The sequence below is a fragment of the Diaphorobacter sp. HDW4B genome, from assembly GCF_011305535.1.
Classification (GTDB): domain Bacteria; phylum Pseudomonadota; class Gammaproteobacteria; order Burkholderiales; family Burkholderiaceae_C; genus Diaphorobacter_A.
In genome coordinates this window covers 940,001-960,774 of sequence record NZ_CP049905.1, presented here as the reverse complement: position 1 = coordinate 960,774, position 20,774 = coordinate 940,001, and the positions used below count along the sequence as shown (strand labels likewise).

The 20,774-nt window shown below is 61.9% G+C and carries 20 protein-coding genes (1 of these 20 cut by a window edge); all 20 read left to right on the top strand.

Features of this window, described 5'->3' with window-relative positions; all coding sequences use genetic code 11:
* A complete protein-coding gene (locus G7048_RS04575; RefSeq protein ID WP_166067004.1) occupies positions 1–894 on the top strand; it encodes a peptidoglycan DD-metalloendopeptidase family protein in 894 nt (297 codons plus the stop codon).
* A gap of 127 nt (positions 895–1,021) precedes the next feature.
* Positions 1,022–2,026: an RluA family pseudouridine synthase gene (locus tag G7048_RS04570; protein ID WP_240933287.1), complete on the top strand. Its 1,005-nt coding sequence runs from the start codon at positions 1,022–1,024 to the stop codon at positions 2,024–2,026.
* 127 nt (positions 2,027–2,153) lie between these two features.
* Positions 2,154–3,182: an SMC-Scp complex subunit ScpB gene (scpB, locus tag G7048_RS04565; protein ID WP_166067003.1), complete on the top strand. Its 1,029-nt coding sequence runs from the start codon at positions 2,154–2,156 to the stop codon at positions 3,180–3,182.
* Positions 3,179–4,990, top strand: a complete 1,812-nt coding sequence (locus tag G7048_RS04560; RefSeq protein ID WP_166067002.1) for a pseudouridine synthase — start codon at positions 3,179–3,181, stop codon at positions 4,988–4,990. Before scpB ends, G7048_RS04560 begins: the two co-directional genes overlap by 4 nt.
* A 177-nt stretch (positions 4,991–5,167) precedes the next feature.
* Positions 5,168–5,593, top strand: coding sequence for a nucleoside-diphosphate kinase (gene ndk, locus G7048_RS04555; protein ID WP_166067001.1), 426 nt, complete (start codon positions 5,168–5,170; stop codon positions 5,591–5,593).
* 95 nt (positions 5,594–5,688) lie between these two features.
* Positions 5,689–6,810 carry a 23S rRNA (adenine(2503)-C(2))-methyltransferase RlmN gene (rlmN, locus tag G7048_RS04550; RefSeq protein WP_166067000.1) on the top strand — a complete coding sequence of 374 codons (1,122 nt, stop codon included), beginning with the start codon at positions 5,689–5,691 and terminating at the stop codon, positions 6,808–6,810.
* Positions 6,811–6,848: 38 nt separating this feature from the next.
* Positions 6,849–7,676 (top strand): type IV pilus biogenesis/stability protein PilW, encoded by an 828-nt coding sequence (pilW, locus tag G7048_RS04545; RefSeq protein ID WP_166066999.1) that lies wholly within the window; start codon positions 6,849–6,851, stop codon positions 7,674–7,676.
* Positions 7,669–8,634, top strand: a complete 966-nt coding sequence (locus tag G7048_RS04540; protein WP_240933166.1) for a helix-turn-helix domain-containing protein — start codon at positions 7,669–7,671, stop codon at positions 8,632–8,634. The genes pilW and G7048_RS04540 overlap by 8 nt, the downstream gene beginning before the upstream one ends.
* 2 nt (positions 8,635–8,636) lie before the next feature.
* Positions 8,637–9,905 carry a flavodoxin-dependent (E)-4-hydroxy-3-methylbut-2-enyl-diphosphate synthase gene (gene ispG, locus G7048_RS04535; RefSeq protein WP_166066998.1) on the top strand — a complete coding sequence of 423 codons (1,269 nt, stop codon included), beginning with the start codon at positions 8,637–8,639 and terminating at the stop codon, positions 9,903–9,905.
* 183 nt (positions 9,906–10,088) lie between these two features.
* The gene (gene hisS / locus G7048_RS04530) at positions 10,089–11,366 is read left to right on the top strand and encodes a histidine--tRNA ligase (RefSeq protein WP_240933165.1); all 1,278 of its coding nucleotides are present in this window, start codon (positions 10,089–10,091) and stop codon (positions 11,364–11,366) included.
* 56 nt (positions 11,367–11,422) lie between these two features.
* A complete protein-coding gene (locus G7048_RS04525) occupies positions 11,423–12,100 on the top strand; it encodes a tetratricopeptide repeat protein (protein ID WP_166066996.1) in 678 nt (225 codons plus the stop codon).
* Positions 12,101–12,102: 2 nt separating this feature from the next.
* Complete coding sequence (gene bamB / locus G7048_RS04520; protein WP_166066995.1) at positions 12,103–13,248, top strand: outer membrane protein assembly factor BamB; 1,146 nt, start codon at positions 12,103–12,105, stop codon at positions 13,246–13,248.
* A gap of 12 nt (positions 13,249–13,260) precedes the next feature.
* Positions 13,261–14,595: a ribosome biogenesis GTPase Der gene (gene der, locus G7048_RS04515; protein WP_166066994.1), complete on the top strand. Its 1,335-nt coding sequence runs from the start codon at positions 13,261–13,263 to the stop codon at positions 14,593–14,595.
* Positions 14,596–14,711: 116 nt separating this feature from the next.
* Positions 14,712–14,963 carry an RNA chaperone Hfq gene (gene hfq / locus G7048_RS04510; protein WP_166066993.1) on the top strand — a complete coding sequence of 84 codons (252 nt, stop codon included), beginning with the start codon at positions 14,712–14,714 and terminating at the stop codon, positions 14,961–14,963.
* Between the two features lie 92 nt (positions 14,964–15,055).
* Positions 15,056–16,213: a GTPase HflX gene (gene hflX / locus G7048_RS04505; protein ID WP_166066992.1), complete on the top strand. Its 1,158-nt coding sequence runs from the start codon at positions 15,056–15,058 to the stop codon at positions 16,211–16,213.
* 51 nt (positions 16,214–16,264) lie between these two features.
* Positions 16,265–17,677 (top strand): FtsH protease activity modulator HflK, encoded by a 1,413-nt coding sequence (hflK, locus tag G7048_RS04500; protein ID WP_166066991.1) that lies wholly within the window; start codon positions 16,265–16,267, stop codon positions 17,675–17,677.
* Positions 17,678–17,692: 15 nt separating this feature from the next.
* Complete coding sequence (hflC, locus tag G7048_RS04495) at positions 17,693–18,592, top strand: protease modulator HflC (protein WP_166066990.1); 900 nt, start codon at positions 17,693–17,695, stop codon at positions 18,590–18,592.
* A gap of 38 nt (positions 18,593–18,630) precedes the next feature.
* Positions 18,631–18,819 (top strand): DUF2065 domain-containing protein, encoded by a 189-nt coding sequence (locus tag G7048_RS04490; protein WP_166066989.1) that lies wholly within the window; start codon positions 18,631–18,633, stop codon positions 18,817–18,819.
* Between the two features lie 75 nt (positions 18,820–18,894).
* Positions 18,895–20,043 carry an ATP phosphoribosyltransferase regulatory subunit gene (locus G7048_RS04485; RefSeq protein WP_166066988.1) on the top strand — a complete coding sequence of 383 codons (1,149 nt, stop codon included), beginning with the start codon at positions 18,895–18,897 and terminating at the stop codon, positions 20,041–20,043.
* Positions 20,044–20,076: 33 nt separating this feature from the next.
* Positions 20,077–20,774: the 5' portion of an adenylosuccinate synthase gene (locus G7048_RS04480; RefSeq protein WP_166066987.1), read on the top strand. Its footprint extends 679 nt past the window's final position; the window shows 698 of its 1,377 coding nt (coding positions 1–698); its start codon is at positions 20,077–20,079; the stop codon falls past the right edge of the window.

The window sequence follows — 20,774 nt, the reverse complement described above, 5'->3', positions numbered from 1 at the left end:
ATGAATTTATCGCGTAGTCTTGTAGCTTGGGCTTGCGCCACATCGGCCACCATGCTGATGGTCGGTTGCACAAGCACCTCGGTGAACAGGGCTCCCGTCGAAGACCGCGGCAGCTCGGTGGGCAACGGCCCGTCGTCTTCCGGCCAGACCGGCACACCTGCCGTCGATCCCAAGACCTTGCCCGGTTATGAAAACATGGGCAAGCCGGGTTATTACACCGTCAAGCCCGGCGACACGCTGATCCGCATCGGTCTGGAATACGGCCAGAGCTGGAAGGACATCGCACGCTGGAGCAATCTTGAGAACGCCAATGTGATCGAGGTGGGCCAGGTGCTGCGCGTCGTGCCGCCAGGACAGAATCCTTCGACCACCACGGCTGCGACCGAGACCCGTCCTGTGGGTGCGGCTCCGGCGGCACCGAAGCCACCGGCTTCCGCTGCATCGGCTGCCGCTTCTTCGGCAACGGCTGCGCCTGCTCCGGCAGCTCCTGCTCCTGCTCCTTCCCCAGCACCTTCGGCTGGTGGTGACGACCTCAACTTCATGTGGCCGGCCAGCGGCAGCCTGATCGCTGGCTTTGATGAAGCACGCAACAAGGGCTACGACATCAGTGGCAAGGCCGGTGATCCCGTTCTCGCGGCAGCAGATGGTCGCGTGGTCTATGCAGGCGCGGGTCTGCGTGGCTACGGCAACCTGATCATCCTGAAGCACAACAACACCTTCCTCACGGCCTACGCGCACAACCAGACGCTGCTGGTCAAGGAAGACCAGAACGTGCGCAAGGGCCAGAAGATCGCCGAGATGGGCTCGACCGACACCGACCGCGTGAAGCTGCACTTCGAGATCCGTCGTCAGGGCAAGCCGGTCGACCCGTCGCGCTACCTGCCTTCGCGCTGATTCGCAGACAAGACACATCTTGGCAAGCAAGAAGAAGCCCGCCGCTGCAGTAACCCCGGTTGCGCAGCCGGGCGGCAACACTGAAGACGCAATCAACGGGCTGGCCGCAAACGCCAGCCCGATTGTTTTGCAGGAATCCGATGACGACAACGAGCCGGACAACACGGTGGGTGATGAGCCCGCCGAAGTCCGTGAGTTTGTCGTTTCCAGAGAGCAGCATCAGGTCCGTCTGGACAAGGTGCTGGCTGATTGCGTGCCCGAATTCTCGCGCAGCTATCTGCAGCAGTTGCAGGCGGCAGGCGCGGTCGAGCTCAACGGCAAGCAGGCCGCCAAGCCAGCCGCCAAGGTGGCCGCGGGCGATAAACTGCGTGTGGAAATGCGCCCCACGCAGCAGAGCCAGGCCTTCAAGGCCGAGAATCTGCCCATCGACGTGGTCTACGAGGACGAGCATCTGCTGGTGGTGAACAAGCCGGCGGGGCTGGTCGTGCATCCGGCGGCAGGCAACTGGAGCGGCACGCTGCTCAACGCCTTGCTGGGCCGAGACGAACAGGCGCGAGCCTTGCCGCGTGCGGGCATCGTGCACCGTCTCGACAAGGACACCAGCGGCCTGATGGTGGTCGCGCGTTCGCGCCAGACCATGGATGCGCTGGTGCGGATGATCGCCGCGCGCGAAGTGAGCCGTCAGTATCTGGCGATCGCGCATCGCCCGTGGGTGGGTGCCCGCGAGCGCCATGTGAATGTGCCCATCGGTCGTGATCCGCGCAATCGCCTGCGCATGGCCGTGGTCGAGCTGGACCGCAACCCCGGCAAGACCGCGCAGACCGACATTTCGGCACTGGACAGCGTGGACGAGGGCTGCCTCGTGCGCTGCACGCTGCACACCGGACGCACGCACCAGATCCGTGTGCACATGGCTTCGGTGCATCACCCGCTGCTGGCGGATACGCTGTATGGTGGCTCGTCCGTGGGGGCGATGCACAGGCAGGCGCTGCATGCTTTTCGGCTGGCGTTTGCGCATCCGGTGACGGGCAAAGAGTTGGTTTTTTACGCCGATCTCCCGCAAGACATGCGTGGCGCGCTTGATTTGTGGGGGCTGCGTTACAATGCGGACATGCTGACGACACCCGGTTGATGGATTCGCTCCCGGGATTCCAGCGAAAGTCTTTCTATCGCGGCAGATGAGCGCCGCATGCGTTCTCTCTCTTGTCGAGCCGCTGCCTGATTCTGTGGCGCTGCTCCTTTCCCGGAACTGCGGAACCATGAATACGCTGGATGCCAAACGGGTCCTTGAAACCGCGTTGATCTGCGCGCAACAGCCCGTGACCGTGCGCGAACTGCGCGTGTTGTTTGACGATGCTCTGGGCGCCGATACCATCAAGAGTCTGCTGACCGATCTGCAGCTCGACTGGGCGCAGCGCGGCGTGGAACTGGTGCCGGTGGCCACTGGCTGGCGCTTTCAGAGCCGACCCGAGATGCGCGAGTTTCTCGACCGGCTGCATCCCGAGAAGCCGCCGCGTTACACGCGTGCGACGCTGGAAACGCTGGCAATCATCGCCTACCGCCAACCGGTGACGCGCGGCGACATCGAAGACATTCGCGGCGTGACGGTGAACAGTCTCATCATCAAGCAGCTTGAAGACCGCGGCTGGGTGGAGGTGATCGGTCATCGTGAAACAGTGGGCCGTCCCTCGCTGTTCGCCACGACACGGCAGTTTCTGGATGACCTCGGGCTGCAATCGCTGGACCAGCTTCCGGTGCTCGAAGACACCGCTACGCAGAAGGCCATGCTCGATGCGCTCGGCGGCGAGGCTCAGGCCGATGCGCTGCAAGGCGATCTGCTTGAGGCAGGGGTCGGCGGTGCTGAATCTGCGACGGAAGTGGTCCCCGCTACTCCGGAAGGCGAATTGCCGCTGGAGTTTGCCGATTCTGGAATCGATGAAAAGGCGTTGGGCGACGTGGCCGAGTCTGCCGCAGAGCAGGAATCGAGTGAAAGCGAAGAGGGCGAAGAAGCAGGCGCGGAAGCAAGTACAGAAATGGCCGGGGCCGCGCCAGAGCCGACTTTGGCGCAGGACGACAGCAACGACAACGATACACAGGAAGCACCAGCCGAAGCGGAACCCGCAGCGGCTGTTGCGGATGAAGACAACGTAGATACGACGACGGATACGCAAGTACCCTCAACACAACCGCCTTCGGGCGAAAGCGTTGCGCAGGAACCGGCCGGAGAGGAGCAACCAATGCCTCCCCACTCAGGCGACGATGACGACGACGCGGAAAAGAAGATATGAACGATTCAACAGAACAATCTGCCGACGAGCAGAATCCCGCGCCGACCGCTGCGCCGGAAGAGAAAAAGCCGCGCCGTCGCCGCACGACCAAGGTGGCAGCAGACGCAACCGAAGCCGCCGCCGCTCCAACCGAGGCTGTTTCCGAAACCGCTGAAACCGCCGAGCCAGCCGAAAAGCCCAAGCGCAAGCGTGCTCCGCGCAAGACCAAGGCAGACGCCGAGGTGGAAGCATCGGCCGAAGTGCCTGCCGAAATTCAAGCAGATCCCGAGCCCGTTGCGGCAGTCGCTGAGGCCGTGGTCGAAAAGGCCGAGCCTCAACCAGAAGCAGCATCTCCTGCCGTCGTGGCAGAAGTTGCATCCGCGCAAGCTGCTGAGGATCAGGAGTCGCAGCAAGCGCAGCCGCGTGACGGCGAGCGTGGTGAGCGTGGCAATCGCAACCAGCGCAACAACAACGACCGCGGTCGTCAGCGCAACGACAACCGTGGCGAAGGCCGCAACGGCGATCGCCGCGATGGTCGCCGCCCACAGCAAGTCGCTGGTGGTGCAGACGAAGGCTACAAATTCGCCGACGTGATCTCCGGTCAACTCGACCGTGACGAGGAAGACGAAGCCGTCGTCCCGACCAAGCGCGTTCTGCCGCCGCAGGCCGAAACGCCCAAGCTCCACAAGGTGCTGGCGCAGGTCGGTCTGGGCTCGCGCCTGGAGATGGAGCAACTGATCCTTGAAGGCCGCATTTCGGTGAACAACGAGCCGGCCCACATCGGGCAGCGCGTGCAGTTCGGCGACCAGATCAAGATCAACGGCAAGCCGATCCGCTACCGCATCGCGCCGCCTCCGGTGCGCGTGCTGGCCTATCACAAGCCTGTGGGTGAAGTGGTCACGCATGACGATCCGCAGAACCGCCCGACGGTGTTCCGCAAGCTGCCGCGTCTGGTGCAGGGCAAGTGGCAGTCGGTGGGTCGTCTCGATCTGAATACCGAAGGTCTGCTGCTGTTCACCAGTTCCGGCGATCTGGCCAACAAGCTGATGCACCCCCGTTTCGGTCTGGAGCGCGAATACGCCGTGCGCGTGCTGGGTGCTCTGAGCAACGACGAAAAGGCGCGTCTGCTCGAAGGCGTGCAACTCGAAGACGGCGTGGCCTCGTTCGGCTCCATCGAAGATGGCGGTGGTGAGGGTGCGAACCAGTGGTATCGCGTCACCATCTCCGAAGGCCGCAACCGCGAAGTGCGTCGCATGATGGAATCGGTGGGCCATGCGGTGAGCCGCCTGATCCGCATCCGCTACGGCGCGATGATGCTGCCGCGCGGCCTCAAGCGCGGAGCCTGGATGGAACTCGACGAGCGCGACATCCGTGCGCTGGTGGCTGCAGCCGGTGCGGGCGAAGTGTTGGAAACCCGCTCCGGCGGCAATGCCGACTCGCGCGGCGGTGCTCAGGGGCAAGGCCAAGGTCGTGGTGGCAACAACAACCGCCGTACCGGGGGGCTGCGCAGCCCGTTGGGCAATGGCGGCCGTGGCGGCAATCGCCAGAATCAGGGCGGCGACGGCCAGCGTGGCGGCCCGCGTGATCAAGGCGGTGGCTATGGCGGTCAGGGTGGCGGTCAAGGCGGCTACGGTGGCGGTCAGGAGCGCTCGGCTGGCGGCGGTGGTGGTCGCAACAACCAGAACAATCGCGGTCGTGGCGGCAATTCCGGCGGCGGTTCTTCGCAGCCTGATCCGATGAAGACCTCCGTGGGCTACATCGGCAGCGACAGCTTCTCGCGCCAACGCCAGCAGCAGCGCAACAACGGTCCGCGCCGTCGCGATCGTTAAGTTTTCATGACGGTGAAATGAAGGGACGCGAAGATTTCGCGTCCTTTTGTGCCTCTTTGGGGCTGTCACATTTCACCCGTGACGAAAAGGCCTTCGCCAAGGTTTTGGCGAAAAGCTAAAATACCCGGTTTTGCTCTTCAGGCAAAAAAAGTCCATACATCAACAGGAAACCATCAAATGGCTATCGAACGTACCCTCTCCATCATCAAGCCCGACGCAGTTGCGAAGAACGTGATCGGTCAAATCTACGCACGCTTCGAAGCTGCCGGCCTGAAGGTCGTGGCTGCTCGCATGGCTCACCTGTCGCGTCTGGAAGCTGAACAGTTCTACGGTGTTCACAAGGAACGTCCTTTCTTCAAGGATCTGGTGGACTTCATGATCTCCGGTCCTGTGATGATCCAGGCTCTGGAAGGCGAAAACGCCATCCTGAAGAACCGCGAACTGATGGGCGCCACCGACCCCAAGAAGGCAGCGCCCGGCACGATCCGCGCTGACTTCGCTGACAGCATCGACGCCAACGCTGTTCACGGCTCCGACGCCGCTGAAACTGCTGCCGTGGAAGTGGCTTTCTTCTTCCCGGGCATGAACATCTACGCTCGTTGATTCGGGAACTGCACGGGATCGGGTCAGTCCCACTTCCGTGCAATCTGAATTTTTGAAACACTTCTCTCCCGCGTGGACATGGACTGGTTTGCGTTATGACCACGAATCTTCTTGACTTTGACTTGAACGGCCTCACCGCATTTTGCGAAGGTTTGGGGGAGAAGCGTTTCCGCGCCACGCAGCTGTTTCGCTGGATTCACCAGCGTGGTGCGAGCGATTTCGACCAGATGAGCGATCTGGCCAAGTCGCTGCGTGAAAAACTGCGCGGCATCGCGCATGTCACGGCTTTGCCCGTGGTGACCGAACACATCTCCACCGACGGCACGATCAAGTGGCTGTTCGACGTGGGTGATGGCAATGCGGTCGAAACCGTTTTCATTCCCGAGGATGACCGTGGCACGCTGTGTGTCTCCTCGCAGGCCGGTTGCGCGGTCGGTTGCCGCTTTTGCTCGACGGGGCATCAGGGCTTCAGCCGCAATCTGACGACCGGCGAAATCATCGCCCAGCTCTGGTACGCCGAGCATTTCCTGCGCAAGCGCTTCAATACCGATGAACGCGTCATCTCCAACGTGGTGATGATGGGCATGGGCGAGCCGCTGCAGAACTACTCGGCGCTGGTGCCTGCGCTGCGCACCATGCTCGACGATCACGGCTACGGCCTGTCGCGCCGCCGCGTGACCGTCTCCACGTCGGGTGTTGTGCCCTTCATGGACAAGCTGGCGCTGGACTGCCCCGTGGCACTGGCCGTGTCGCTGCATGCGCCCAATGACGAGCTGCGCGACAACCTCGTGCCGCTGAACCGCAAATATCCGCTCAAGGAGCTGTTGCAGACCTGCAACCGTTACCTCGAACACGCGCCGCGTGACTTCATCACGTTCGAGTACTGCATGCTCGACGGCGTCAACGATCAACCCGAACATGCGCGCCAGCTCATAGATCTGGTGCGCGGTCAGGGGGTAGACAATGTCTCCTGCAAGTTCAACCTGATACCCTTCAACCCATTCCCGGCATCCGGGCTCAAGCGCTCCAGCAACGCTCAAGTGACGATGTTTGCAAAAATGTTGTCCGATGCGGGTATCGTTACCACCGTGCGCAAGACCCGTGGTGACGACATCGATGCCGCCTGCGGTCAACTGGCGGGCGATGTGCGGGACCGCACGAAGGTGGAGCAACGCATGGCGAAGCTCCGCACCATCGAACTCAAACAGATCTCCTGAGGTCTGTCCTGAGGCATGAACAATTCAAGGGGATCGGTATGAATGGATGGGGCTTTGGTTGGCGACGGGCTGGGCTGGTGGGATGTACTGCAGCTACGGTGCTGGTCGCCACGATGGGCCTCAGCGGCTGCGTGAGCACCACTTCCACGACCGAGGCCGATAGCAGCCAGATGACCGCTGCGCCCGATACCGATGTGCGCCGCCGTGCCCGCATCCGTCTGGAGTTGGCTGCCAACTACCTGCAGCGTGGTCAGCCGACCGTGGCGCTCGACGAAGTGCGTCAGGCGATCAGTCTCGATTCCTCGTTTGTGGATGCCTACCACTTGCGCGGTCTGATTTTCATGCAGATGAACGATCTGAACGCCGCCGAAGAAAGCCTCAACCGCGCGCTGAGCCTGCGTTCCAACGATCCCGACATCCTGCACAACCTGGGTTGGCTGCAGTGCCAGAAGCAGCAATACGCCAAGGCCGAAGCCCTGTTCGATCAGGCGCTGGCCATTCCGACCTATCTGGATCGCAACAAGACGCAGATGTCCAAGGGTGTGTGTCTGGTGCGTGCGGGCAAGCCCGATCAGGCCGAACCGATCCTGACGCGCGCCTACGAGCTCGACGCGGGCAACCCGATTCTGGGTTACGAGGTCGCCAAGCTGAAGTTCGACAAGGGCGATCTCAAGCGTGCGCAGTTCTATGTGCGCCGCGTGAACAACGGAAATTTCTCCACCGCAGAATCTCTGTGGCTGGGTATCAAGATCGAGCGCGGGCTGAGCGATCCGGTGGCCGTGCGCCAACTGGCCGACCAACTGCGCAAACGTTTCCCGGATTCCAAACAAATGCTGGCCTACGAGAGAGGTGCTTTCAATGAGTGAGCAGCAGGGCATGGGTGCCGCAGTGCCTGATGAAGAAATGAACCAAGCCCAGTTCGCGGGTGCCTCGGCGGGAGAAATCCTGCGCCAGGCGCGAGAAGCAGCGGGCGTGCACATTGCCGCGCTGGCCGTGGCGCTCAAGGTGCCGGTCAGCAAGATCGATGCGCTCGAGACCGGGCGCTTTGACGAGTTTCCCGACAACGTGTTCATGCGCGCGCTGGCTGCCAGTGTGTGCCGCACATTGAAGATCGAGTCCGCTCCCGTTCTGGCCCTGTTGCCATCGGGAGGGCCGCAGACGCTCAATGTGACGAGCGGCCTGAATGCTTCGTTCAAGGACCCGACGGGCCGCTTCAAGGTGGAAAGCTCGCTGGAGCGCCCGAACAAGTCGCGCTGGGTGGGTGCTGCCGTAGTCGTGCTGCTGGTCGGCGCGCTGGCCGTGGCGTTCTTCCCGCACAAGGATGCGTCTTCCGTATCCGACAGCCAGACTGGCACCGTCGCACCGGATGCCTCCGGCGGCGCTGCAACGGGCGAGCCGCGTGAGGCTGTTGCCACTGTGGAGCCAGTGGCCAGCGAAGCGGTTGCCAATGCTGCAACTACAGCGCCTGCTGCAACGTCAGCCGCAGTGACTCCTGTCGCTCAGGCTGCGGCCAGTGCTCCTGCGGCGGTTGCCAGCGCTGCGGTTGCGGCGGCGATGCCAGCTTCGGCTGCCGTGCCTGGTGATCCTTCCAATGTTCTGGAGATCAGGGCCCGCGAAGCTTCGTGGATCAAGATCGTCAGCGCCGTCAATGGCGTGGTGCTGCAGCGCGAACTGAAGACCGGCGAGACCGTCGTCGCCACCGGTGCGCCGCCGTTCAATGTGACCGTGGGTCGTCCCGATTCCACCGATGTCATCGTGCGTGGCCAGCCCATGTCGATGAGCAATTACCCGCGCGGCGCCGTCGCGCGATTTGAGGTGAAGTAAAAATGTCCTCTTCGGATCAACCTGTAGCGATGTCGGCCCCTGCGGCTCGCCGTTCGCGGCAGGCCAGGGTGGTGTGGGGTGACCGCGTGGTCACCGTGGGTGGCGACGCGCCGGTGCGCGTGCAGTCCATGACCAACACCGACACCGTGGACGCGGTGGGTACCGCCATCCAGGTCAAGGAACTCGCGCGTGCGGGCTCCGAGATGGTGCGCATCACCGTCAACACGCCGGAAGCGGCTGCGGCCGTGCCCTACATCCGCGAGCAGCTCGACCGCATGGGCGAGAACGTGCCGCTGGTGGGTGACTTCCACTACAACGGCCACCGCTTGCTCACCGAATACCCGGACTGCGCCAAGGCGCTGTCCAAGTACCGCATCAACCCCGGCAACGTGGGCAAGGGCGACAAGCGCGACAAGCAGTTCGGTCAGATGATCGAAGCCGCCATTCAATACGACAAGGCCGTGCGCATCGGCGTGAACTGGGGCAGTCTGGATCAGGAACTGCTCGCCAGCCTGATGGACGAGAACAGCCTCCGCGCCAAGCCTTGGGAGGCCAAGCAGGTGATGTACGAGGCGCTGATCACTTCAGCCGTCGACTCCGCCAAGCGCGCCGAGGAAATGGGCCTGAACGGCAACCAGATCATTCTGTCGTGCAAGGTCAGCGGCGTGCAGGACCTGATCGCGGTCTACCGCGCGCTCTCGCAACGTTGCGACTATGCGCTGCATCTGGGCCTGACCGAAGCCGGCATGGGCACCAAGGGCATCGTCGCTTCGACGGCTGCGCTGTCGGTGCTGCTGCAGGAAGGCATTGGCGACACGATCCGTGTTTCGCTGACTCCCCAACCGGGCGAGGCACGCACGCAAGAAGTGGTGGTTGCTTCCGAAATTCTGCAATCGCTGGGTTTGCGCATGTTCGTGCCCAGCGTCACGGCGTGCCCCGGCTGCGGTCGCACGACCAGCACGACGTTTCAGGTGCTGGCCAAGCAGATCGACGATTTCCTGCGTCTGCAGATGCCGGTCTGGCGTGGCCGCTATCCGGGCGTGGAAAAGATGAAAGTGGCCGTCATGGGCTGCATCGTCAACGGCCCCGGCGAGAGCAAGCATGCCGACATCGGCATCAGCCTGCCGGGCACGGGCGAGGCACCTGCCGCTCCGGTGTTCATCGACGGCGAAAAGGCGATGACCCTGCGCGGCGAGGGCATTGCCAACGAATTCCAGCAAGTGGTGGAAAGCTATATTGCGAAGCGCTTCGGTGGGGATCAGACCGCCTGAGTCGTGTAAAGAAAGCATTTGATTGACGGGATCGGGCACTGCTTTTGGGGTGCCCTTTCGCATTCAGGCGAAAATCCCATCTTTCCGCAGAATGAACAAGGCGCGGCATCCTTTCGAACGCGCTGCAGACAACAAAAGGTATTTCAGTTGAGCAAGACTCAGAAATTGGTGGCCATCAAGGGAATGAACGACATTCTCCCTTCCGAATCCGCAAAGTGGGAGTGGCTGGAAGACAAGGTTCGCAACCTGATGGCACGCTTTGCGTACCGCAATACGCGCCTGCCCATCGTGGAGTCGACGGCGCTGTTTGTGCGCGGCCTCGGCGAGGTGACCGATATCGTCGAAAAGGAGATGTACTCCTTTGAAGACCGTGCCGACAAGCATGGGCAGGCCGAGCACCTGACGCTGCGCCCCGAAGGCACTGCAGGTCTGGTGCGCGCCGTGGTCGAGCACAACATGCTCTATGAAGGCGGCAAGCGCCTGTACTATATGGGCCCGATGTTCCGCCGCGAGAAGCCGCAGCGTGGCCGCTATCGCCAGTTCCATCAGATCGGTGCCGAGGCGCTGGGCTTTCCCGGTGCGGAAGTCGATGCCGAGCTGATTCTGCTGGCCCACAGCCTGTGGCAGGAAATCGGTCTGCAGAACGTCGAGCTGCAGCTCAACAGTCTTGGCCAGCCCGAAGAGCGCAAGGCGCATCGCGCGGCGCTGATCGAATACCTCGAAAAGAACGTCGACCAGCTCGATGAAGACGCGCGTCGCCGCCTGTACAGCAACCCGCTGCGCATTCTGGACACCAAGAATCCTGCCATGCAGGATCTGGTGAACGCCGCGCCGCGCCTGTTCGATTTCCTCGGCGAAGCCTCGCTCAAGCATTTCGACGCGGTGAAGGCCATTCTGGACGCCAACGGCGTGAAGTGGACCCTGAACACGCGTCTGGTGCGCGGTATGGACTACTACAACCTCACGGTGTTCGAGTTCGTCACGACACAGCTCGGCTCGCAGGGCACGATCTGCGGCGGCGGTCGCTACGACTACCTGATCGAGCAGGTCGGCGGCAAGCCCGCTCCTGCCGTTGGTTGGGCGCTGGGTGTGGAGCGTGTGCTGGAGCTGCTCAAGGAGCAGGAACAGTCGACTCCCGATCTGGTGCCGGATGCCTATGCCATCGTTCCCGACGCGGGCACTTTGCCAACCGTGATGGCTGCGCTGCAGACGCTGCGCGTGGCTGGCGTGAGTGTGCAGATGCATACTCCCACCACGGCAGGCGAGGGCATGGGCAGCATGAAGTCGCAGTTCAAGAAGGCCGACGCCAGCGGTGCTCGCTTTGGCCTGATCTTCGGCGCGGACGAAATGGCGCGCGGCGCGGTGACCGTCAAGTCACTGCGCGATGGCGACGGCCAGCAGGTGGAGCAGCAGCTCGCGTCGATCGACCAGTGGGCGGCAACGCTCCGGGTCGCCGGTTGAGCCGTCTCGGTTAAGTAGTATCAGAAGCAGTCACACAAGCAGCGGAACACATCATCATGGCCAATCATTTTGACCTCGAAGAACAGGAACAGATCGACCAGCTCAAGCACTTCTGGAAACAGTGGGGCACGCTGATCACGGCCGCGGTGGTGGTGGTATGTGGCGGCTTTGCCGCGTACAACGGCTACAACTACTGGCAGAACCGCCAGGGCATGCAGGCCGCCATCCTGTTCGACGAAGTGGACTCGGCTGCGGCAGCCAACGACGCACAGCGCGTGCAGCGCGCCTTCGACGACATGAAGGCCCGCTATCCCGGCACGGCTCAGGCGGGACAAGCCGGTCTGGCTGCTGCCAAGGTGATGATGGATGCGAACAATCTGGATGGTGCCAAGGCGGTGCTCGAATGGGTGGCCAAGGATGCCAAGTTCGACGGTCAGAAGTCGCTGGGGCGCCTGCGTCTGGCGTCGTTGCTGATCGAGCAGAAGGCGTATCCTGAAGCGCTCAAGCAGCTCGAGGGCAATGTGCCACCTGAATTCGCCGCCTCTTTTGCCGATCGCAAGGGCGATGTGCTGGCGCTGAGCGGCGATGCCAAGGCGGCCGTTGCGGCATATCAAGAGGCGCATGCCAAACTCGACTCACGCTCCAGCTATCGCCGCGTGATCGAAGCCAAGCTCAATTCGCTGGGCGCGAAGGTGCAGGTCGCCGCGGCTCAAACAACGGGGAGTAGTCAGTGAAAATGAGGTTCTCTAGCAAGTCGCGCGGTGTCTTCACGGCAGGCGTATTGGCGAGCGCTTTGGCGCTGAGTGGCTGTTCGCTGTTCAGCAGCAAGTCTGCCCCGAAGCCGATGGAGCTTGGCCCGAACGTGCCGGTGCTCCCGGTCTCGCAGGCCTGGAAGGCCAGCATGGGCAAGGTCGAAGGCATTGTGCTGGAGCCGCGCGTCAACGGCGATACGGTCACCGTGGCGTCCGACGCGGGCGAAGTGCTGGCGCTCAACGCCCGCACGGGCGCAGTCGCATGGCGCGTGAGTCTGGCGACACCGCTGTCTGCAGGCGTGGGCAGCGATGGTCGCTGGAGCGCGGTGGTCAGCAAGAGCAACGAGTTGATCGCCGTCGAAGGTGGCAAGCAACTGTGGCGCAAGCAGCTTCCGATTCAGGTCTTCACGGCACCGCTGGTGGCTGGCAACCGCATTTTCGTGCTGGCGGCTGACCGCTCGGTCTACGCCTACGACGCGGCCTCCGGCCAGCGTCTGTGGGTGCAGCAACGTCCGGGCGAGGCACTGGTTCTGCGTCAGCAGGGCGTGCTGATGGCCATGGGCAACACGCTGGTCACGGGTCTGGGTGGTCGCCTTGTGGGCTTCAATCCCGACAACGGCTCGATCCGCTGGGAAGCGCCTTTGGCGAGCCCGCGCGGCACGAACGATGTCGAGCGTCTGGTGGAAATCGCCGGTCGCACCAGCCGCATCGGCGACAACATCTGCGCGCGCGCCTTCCAGACATCCGTGGGTTGCGTCGATGTCGAACGCGGTGGCGTGGTCTGGTCGCAGACTGCGGCTGGCAACGAGGGCATCGATGGTGACGACAATGCGATCTACGGCGTTGAAAGCAACGGCACGGTCATCGCATGGAAGCGTGCCGATGGCGCCAAGGTCTGGAGCAGCAACCGCCTGCGTTACCGCAATCTGACGGCACCGCTGGTGCTCGGCCGCTCCGTGGTGATCGGCGAGTCCAACGGCGATGTGCACATGCTCTCGCGCGAAGATGCCGCTCCGCTCAACCGTCTGTCGACGGACAAATCCGGTGTCGCCACTGCCCCTGTGGCTGCGGCTGACACGCTCGTCGTGGTCACCCGCGACGGTGGAATCTACGGCTTCAGGCCGCAATAATCAAAACACAACATGAAGCCAGTTATAGCTTTGGTCGGACGCCCCAATGTGGGCAAGTCCACCTTGTTCAATCGAATGACGAAGTCGCGCGACGCCATCGTTGCCGACTTTGCGGGATTGACGCGTGACCGGCATTACGGAAATGGCCGCCAGGGCAAGTACGAGTACATCGTGATCGACACCGGCGGCTTCGAGCCAGATGCCTCCTCGGGCATCTTCCGCGAAATGGCCAAGCAGACGCAGCAAGCGGTTGCCGAGGCCGATGTCGTCATTTTTGTGGTCGACGTGCGCGCCGGCCTTTCGGCTCAGGACCACGAGATCGCCAAATACCTGCGCCGCCTCGGCAAGCCAGCGCTGCTGGTGGGCAACAAGGCGGAAGGCATGAAGGACACCATGCACATGGCCGAGTTCTATGAACTCGGTCTGGGCGAGGTCTATCCGATTTCTGCAGCGCACGGGCAGGGCGTTCGTCCGTTGGTCGAGCACGCACTCGGGCAACTCAATCTGCCGGATCCCGATGAGGACGCCGATGATGCTGACAAGGGTGTCATTCGCCTGGCGGTCGCCGGTCGCCCGAATGTGGGCAAGTCCACGTTGATCAACACCTGGCTGGGTGAAGAGCGCCTTGTTGCGTTCGACATGCCCGGCACGACGCGCGATGCGATCTCGGTGCCTTTCGAGCGCCTGGGTCAACGCTTCGAGCTGATCGACACGGCCGGTCTGCGCCGCAAGGGCAAGGTGTTCGAGGCGATCGAGAAGTTCTCGGTGGTCAAGACGCTGCAAGCCATTGAAGATGCCCACGTCGTGCTGCTGCTGCTCGACGCCACGCAGGGCGTGACCGATCAGGACGCGCACATCGCGGGCTACATTCTGGAAAGCGGCCGTTCGGTCGTGATCGCGGTGAACAAGTGGGATGCGGTGGATGACTACCAGCGCCAGTTGCTGGAGCGCTCCATCGAGACGCGCCTGTCGTTCCTGAAGTTCGCGCCGATGCACTTCATTTCGGCGATCAAGCGTCAGGGCATCGGCCCGCTGTGGACTTCGATTCTGCAAGCCTACAAGGCGGCGACCTGCAAGATGCCGACGCCGGTGCTCACGCGCCTGCTGCTCGAAGCCGTGCAGTTCCAGACGCCGAAGAAGTCCGGCATGTATCGCCCGAAGATGCGTTACGCCCACCAGGGTGGCATGAATCCGCCAGTGATCGTGATCCACGGCAATTCGCTCGAACACGTGACGGATGCGTACAAGCGCTTTCTCGAAACACGTTTCCGCAAGGAATTCAATCTCGTGGGCACCCCCTTGCGAATCGAGATGAAGACCTCACATAATCCCTACGCCGATAAATAAATTTTTGAGGCACTAGCACCAAAACAACAACCGTTCAAGCCCTTGCCTAGTGTGGGGCTGGGGCGCTGTGGTAAGGTGTCGGTTTACAACAACGCTCTGAGAACACGGAGAATATCGTGAGCAATAAAGGCCAACTTCTGCAAGATCCCTTTCTGAATGCACTGCGTCGCGAGCATGTGCCCGTTTCGATCTATCTGGTCAACGGTATCAAGCTGCAAGGCCAGATCGAGTCATTCGACCAATATGTCGTGCTGCTGCGCAACACAGTGACTCAGATGGTCTACAAGCACGCCATTTCCACCATCGTCCCGGGCCGCGCTGTGAATTTCTCCACAGCCGACAACGCTGACGCTGAAACCAACCAGTAAAGCCGCCATCTGCATGGCGGTCACTCTTCGACCGTCGGGTCGTGAGTTTCTATAGAAGGCTCTAGACTTTGAGCGTTGAAGAAGAAGTCCCTGTGCAAGGCAATGCCCCGGTCATCCTGGTCGGGGTCGATTTTGGAGCACCCCATTTCGATGGGGAGCTCGAAGAACTCGGCCTTCTGGCCGAAACTGCGGGCCTGAAACCGGTCGCCCGCCTGACCTGCAAGCGCAAGGCGCCCGATGCGGCGCTTTTCGTGGGTTCGGGCAAGGCCGAAGAAATTCGCCTGCTGGCCCAGACCTATGGCGCCAAGGAAATCCTGTTCGATCAGGCGCTGAGCCCTGCTCAGCAGCGCAATCTCGAGCGCGCGCTCGGCTTGCCGGTCAACGACCGGACGCTGCTGATTCTCGAAATCTTCGCCCAGCGTGCACGCAGCCATGAAGGCAAGTTGCAGATCGAGCTGGCGCGCCTGCAATACATCGCCACCCGACTCGTGCGCCGCTGGTCTCACTTGGAGCGTCAGCGCGGCGGTATCGGTGCGCGCGGTGGTCCGGGTGAAACGCAGATCGAGCTGGATCGCCGGATGATCAACGATGCGATCAAGCGCACCAAGGATCGGCTGGTCAAGGTCAAGAAGCAGCGCAACACGCAACGCCGCCAGCGCGAACGCCGCGAGGTGTTCAGCACGTCCTTGGTCGGCTACACCAACGCGGGCAAGTCCACGCTGTTCAATGCGCTGGTCAAGGCGCGCGCCTATGCGGCCGACCAGTTGTTCGCGACGCTGGACACGACCACGCGCCAGATGTATCTGGGCGACGAGGTCGGATCGATTTCCATCTCAGACACCGTCGGATTCATCCGCGATTTGCCTCACGGATTGGTCGATGCCTTCCAGGCCACCTTGCAGGAAGCGGTCGAGGCCGATCTGCTGCTGCATGTGGTCGATGCGTCGAACCCGCATTTTCCCGAGCAGATCGAGCAGGTGCAGCGCGTGCTGGCCGAAATCGGTGCGGAGGACATTCCGCAGGTGCTGGTGTTCAACAAGCTCGATGCGATCCCGCCCGAGCAAGTGCCCAGCCAGATGCGTGACGAGTACGAACTCGAAGGCCGCCGCATGCCGCGCGTCTTCCTGAGTGCGCAAAAGGGCGAGGGCCTGGCGGCGCTGCGTGAGGAGCTGGTTCAGGCTGCTTTGGCCGCGCGCAGGCAGTCGATGTCCCCTGAGCCTGCTGCTGAATTTCAGTCCGAAGAGCATTGATTGGCACAATACCTTCCTATCAAAGCGTCTAAGAGAACAAGAGAACCTGGCATGAACTCTGACAACATCGCATTTCGTTGGGCCACGTTGCCCCAGCGCATACGCGGGATGTTCAACCTGAATGACCCTCGCTGGGGGCGTGGTGACGACAAGTCCGAAGGCGGCGGCTCGTCACCGCAGCAGGACAACAACCAGCAACCACGTCCGCCGCAGAACAACGGTCAACAGCCTCCCGATGGTCGTCAGCGCGGCCAGGGCAACAACAATGGTGGTGGCGGTGGCCAGCCACCGGATCTGGATGAAATGTTCCGAGACCTGAATCGCAAACTCTCGGGCCTGTTCGGTGGTGGCAACAAGGGCTCGAACAACAACAACGGCGGCAATGGCGGCGGTTTCCAGCCCGGCATGAAGGGCGCTGGCATCGGCGTCGGCGTGATTGCTGCAGTGGCTTCCGTGATCTGGCTTGGCACGGGCGTGTTCATCGTGCAGGAAGGTCAGCAAGCGGTCATCACCCAGTTCGGCAAGTACAAGTCGACTGTGGGTGCGGGTCTGAACTGGCGTCTGCCATACCCCATCCAGAAGCATGAGCTGGTCTACGTGACTCGCATTCGCTCTGCCGATGTGGGGCGTGATGCCGTCATCAAGAGCACGGGTCTGCGCGAGTCGGCCATGCTGACGGAAGACGAGAACATCGTCGAAATCAAGTTCGCCGTGCAATACCGTCTGAGCGACGCACGTGCGTGGTTGTTCGAGAGCCGCGATCCTGAAAACACCATCGTGCAAGTGGCCGAGACGGCGGTGCGCGAAGTGGTCGGCAAGATGAAGATGGATTCGGCACTGGCTGACGAGCGCGACCAGATTGCGCCGCGCGTACGTGATCTGATGCAGACCATTCTGGATCGCTACAAGATCGGCGCCGAAATCGTCGGCATCAACCTGCAGCAGGGCGGTGTGCGTCCTCCCGAGCAAGTGCAGGCGTCGTTCGACGATGTGCTCAAGGCGGGTCAAGAACGCGTGCGTCTGCAGAATCTGGCGCAGGCCTATGCCAACGACGTGATTCCGCGCGCGGCTGGTTCCGCCTCGCGTCTGTCCGAAGAAGCGCAGGCTTACAACGCCAAGATCGTGGCTACCGCGCAGGGTGATGCGGGACGTTTCAGCTCCGTGCTGACCGAGTACCAGAAGGCTCCGCAAGTCACGCGTGATCGCATGTATGTCGACACGATGCAGCAGATCTACTCCAACGCCACCAAGGTAGTGGTCGAGTCGAGCAAGGGCTCGAACCTGCTGTATCTGCCGCTGGACAAGATCATGCAATCCGTCTCGCAGGCATCGAACAATGCTGCCACCACTGCAGTCGATTCGTCGGCTGCGGCAACCGCACCGGCTGCGACCAGCGCCGCTGCGCCGAATGTTGATCCACGTGCCCGCGACAGCAATCGTTCGCGTGAGCGCGATGCGCGATAAGAGGGAGATGAAGTCGTGAACAAAGTTGGTTTTTGGATCACCTCTCTGTTGATCGCCCTGGCACTTGGCAGCTCCATGCTGTTCGTGGTCGATCAACGCCAGTTCGGCGTGGTGTATGCCTTGGGTCAGATCAAGGAAGTCATCACCGAGCCGGGTCTCAACTTCAAGATGCCGCCGCCGTTCCAGAACGTGCGCTACATCGACAAGCGTCTGCTGACACTCGACAGCACCGACACCGAATCCATGCTCACTGCCGAAAAGCAGCGTGTGGTGATCGACTGGTACGTGCGCTGGCGCATCTCCGATCCATCTGCGTACATCCGCAACGTGGGTCCGGACGAAGCCGCTGGGGCAATGCAACTCAACCGCGTGGTGCGCAACTCCTTTCAGGAAGAAGTCAACCGCCGCACCGTGCGCGAACTGCTGTCGTCCAAGCGCGAAGTGCTGATGGCCGACGTCAAGCGCGAAGTGCTCGAAGCCGTTCGCGGCTCCAAGCCCTGGGGTATCGACATCGTGGACGTGCGCATCACGCGCGTTGACTATGTGGAAGCGATCACTGCGTCCGTCTACGGTCGCATGGAAGCCGAACGCCAGCGCGTGGCCAACGAGCTGCGCTCGACAGGCGCTGCCGAAGCCGAAAAGATCCGCGCCGATGCCGACAAGCAGCGTGACGTGATCGTCGCCAATGCGTACCGCGATGCGCAAAAGCTCAAGGGTGACGGCGATGCGCAGGCCGCTCGCGTCTACGCCGAAGCGTTCGGTCGCGATCCTTCGTTCGCGCAGTTCTACCGCAGCCTCGATGCCTACAAGGCGAGCTTCGGCAAGAAGGGTGACGTGATGGTGGTTGATCCATCGTCTTCCGAGTTCTTCAAGAACTTCACCGCGCCTGCAGGCTCTGCTCGAAGCGGCAAGTGATGGAGCCTCGGCTCCATTCCTGAGTACTTTCCTTTGTCATGGATTGGTTGCAAGCCCTCTGGACAGCCACCGCTCTGGTGCTGATTCTCGAGGGCTTGTTGCCTTTGATGTCCCCGCTCAACTGGTGTCGTGCCATGGCGGCGATCGCGCAGTTGCGTGATGGACAGATTCGCTTTCTGGGCCTTCTGGCCATCATCGCGGGTGTCATCATTCTGCTGCTTGTGTAGTGGAAGACCCGTACGGAGCTACTTGATTTCAAGCAGTCCGGTAGAATCACGCTTTTAACAGCATCCCCATTTCTCATGTCTGCTTGGGTCCTGCCGGATCACATCGCCGATGTATTGCCCTCAGAGGCTCGGCGCATTGAAGAACTTCGCCGTGGATTGCTAGATACAGCCCGTAGTTACGGGTATGAACTGGTAATGCCGCCGTTGCTGGAGCATTTGGAATCGTTGCTGACGGGCACGGGCGAGGCGCTGGACTTGCAGACGTTCAAGCTCGTCGACCAGCTCTCGGGTCGCTCGCTCGGCGTGCGCGCCGACACCACGCAGCAGGTCGCCCGCATCGATGCTCACCTTTTGAACCGTCAGGGCGTCACGCGTCTGTGCTACTGCGGGCCCGTGCTGCATGCGCTACCGGACCGTCCCCACGCCACTCGCGAACCTTTGCAGTTCGGCGCGGAAATCTACGGTCACGCGGGTATCGAAGCCGACATCGAATCCGTGTTGCTCGCGCTGGAATGCCTGCGCGTGGCCGAAGTGCAGAACCCGAGCGTGGACTTGGCCGATGTTCGCATCGTGCGCAGTCTGCTGGCGGGTGTGCCTGCGGGTCTGTCGACGCTGGCCGATGTCCATGCGGCACTGGCCGTCAAGGATGCCAGCGAGCTCAAGGAACTGACCAAGTCCTTCCCCGAACAATCCCGTGAAGGTCTCCAGACTTTGCTGCAGCTTTACGGCGACGTGAAGGTGCTGGACGAGGCCGAAAAGGCGCTGGGCCATTTTGCCGGTGTGAAGGCGGTTCTTCAGGACCTGCGCACGACGGCAGCGCGCATCAGCCCGGCCCGCGTGACTTTCGATCTGGCGCATGCCCGTGGTTACAGCTACTACAGCGGCGCGCGCTTTGCGATCTACGTGCCGGGTGCAAGCGATGCACTGGTGCGCGGCGGTCGCTACGACGAAGTCGGCGCGGTGTTTGGTCGCAACCGTCCCGCAGCAGGTTTCAGTCTGGACATCAAGCAACTCGTCAGCGCTGTGGCTCCCAAGCCGCTCAAGGCTGCCATTCGTGCGCCCTGGGGTGTCGATGGCGATGTCGCGCTGGCCATTGCAGCCCTGCGTCAGCAGGGTGAGACAGTGGTCTGCGTCCTGCCGGGACATGAGAGCGAAGTGGATGAATTCCACTGTGACCGCGAATTGGTGCAGGTAGCCGACCGCTGGGTCGTGCGCGCTATCTGACGTTTGGTTTTTTAGTATTTGATCGGATTCGAAATGAAGACAAGCAAGGGTCGTAACGTCGTGGTCGTCGGCACCCAGTGGGGTGATGAGGGCAAGGGCAAGCTGGTCGACTGGTTGACGGAAAGCGCGCAAGGTGTCGTGCGTTTCCAAGGTGGCCACAACGCAGGCCACACGCTGGTGATCAACGGCGTGAAGACTGCTTTGCACCTGATTCCGAGCGGCATCATGCGCGCTGGCGCCAAGTGCTATATCGGCAATGGCGTGGTGCTCTCGGCTGCCAAGCTGTTCGAAGAAATCGAAGGTCTGGAAAAGGCAGGCGTTGAAGTGCGCGGCCGTCTGCGCGTGAGCGAAGCCTGCCCGCTGATCCTACCTTTCCATGCAGCCCTCGACGTGGCGCGTGAAGCAGCGCGTGAACGCGGCGGCGTTGAAAAGATCGGTACGACCGGTCGCGGCATCGGCCCTGCGTACGAAGACAAGATCGCTCGCCGTGCGCTGCGCGTTCAGGACATGAAGTATCCAGACCGCTTCGCCGCCAAGCTGCGCGAACTGCTGGCTCTGTACAACCACATGCTGGTGACCTTTCTCGGCTCCAAGGACTTCCAGTTCGGCGATGCGCTCAAGCCCTACATGAAGGATGGCGCGGTGCAGTTCGAACCGGTGTTCGAAGAAGCCATGCGTCACGCTGAACTGCTCAAACCCATGATGGCTGACGTGTCGCGTGAACTGAATGA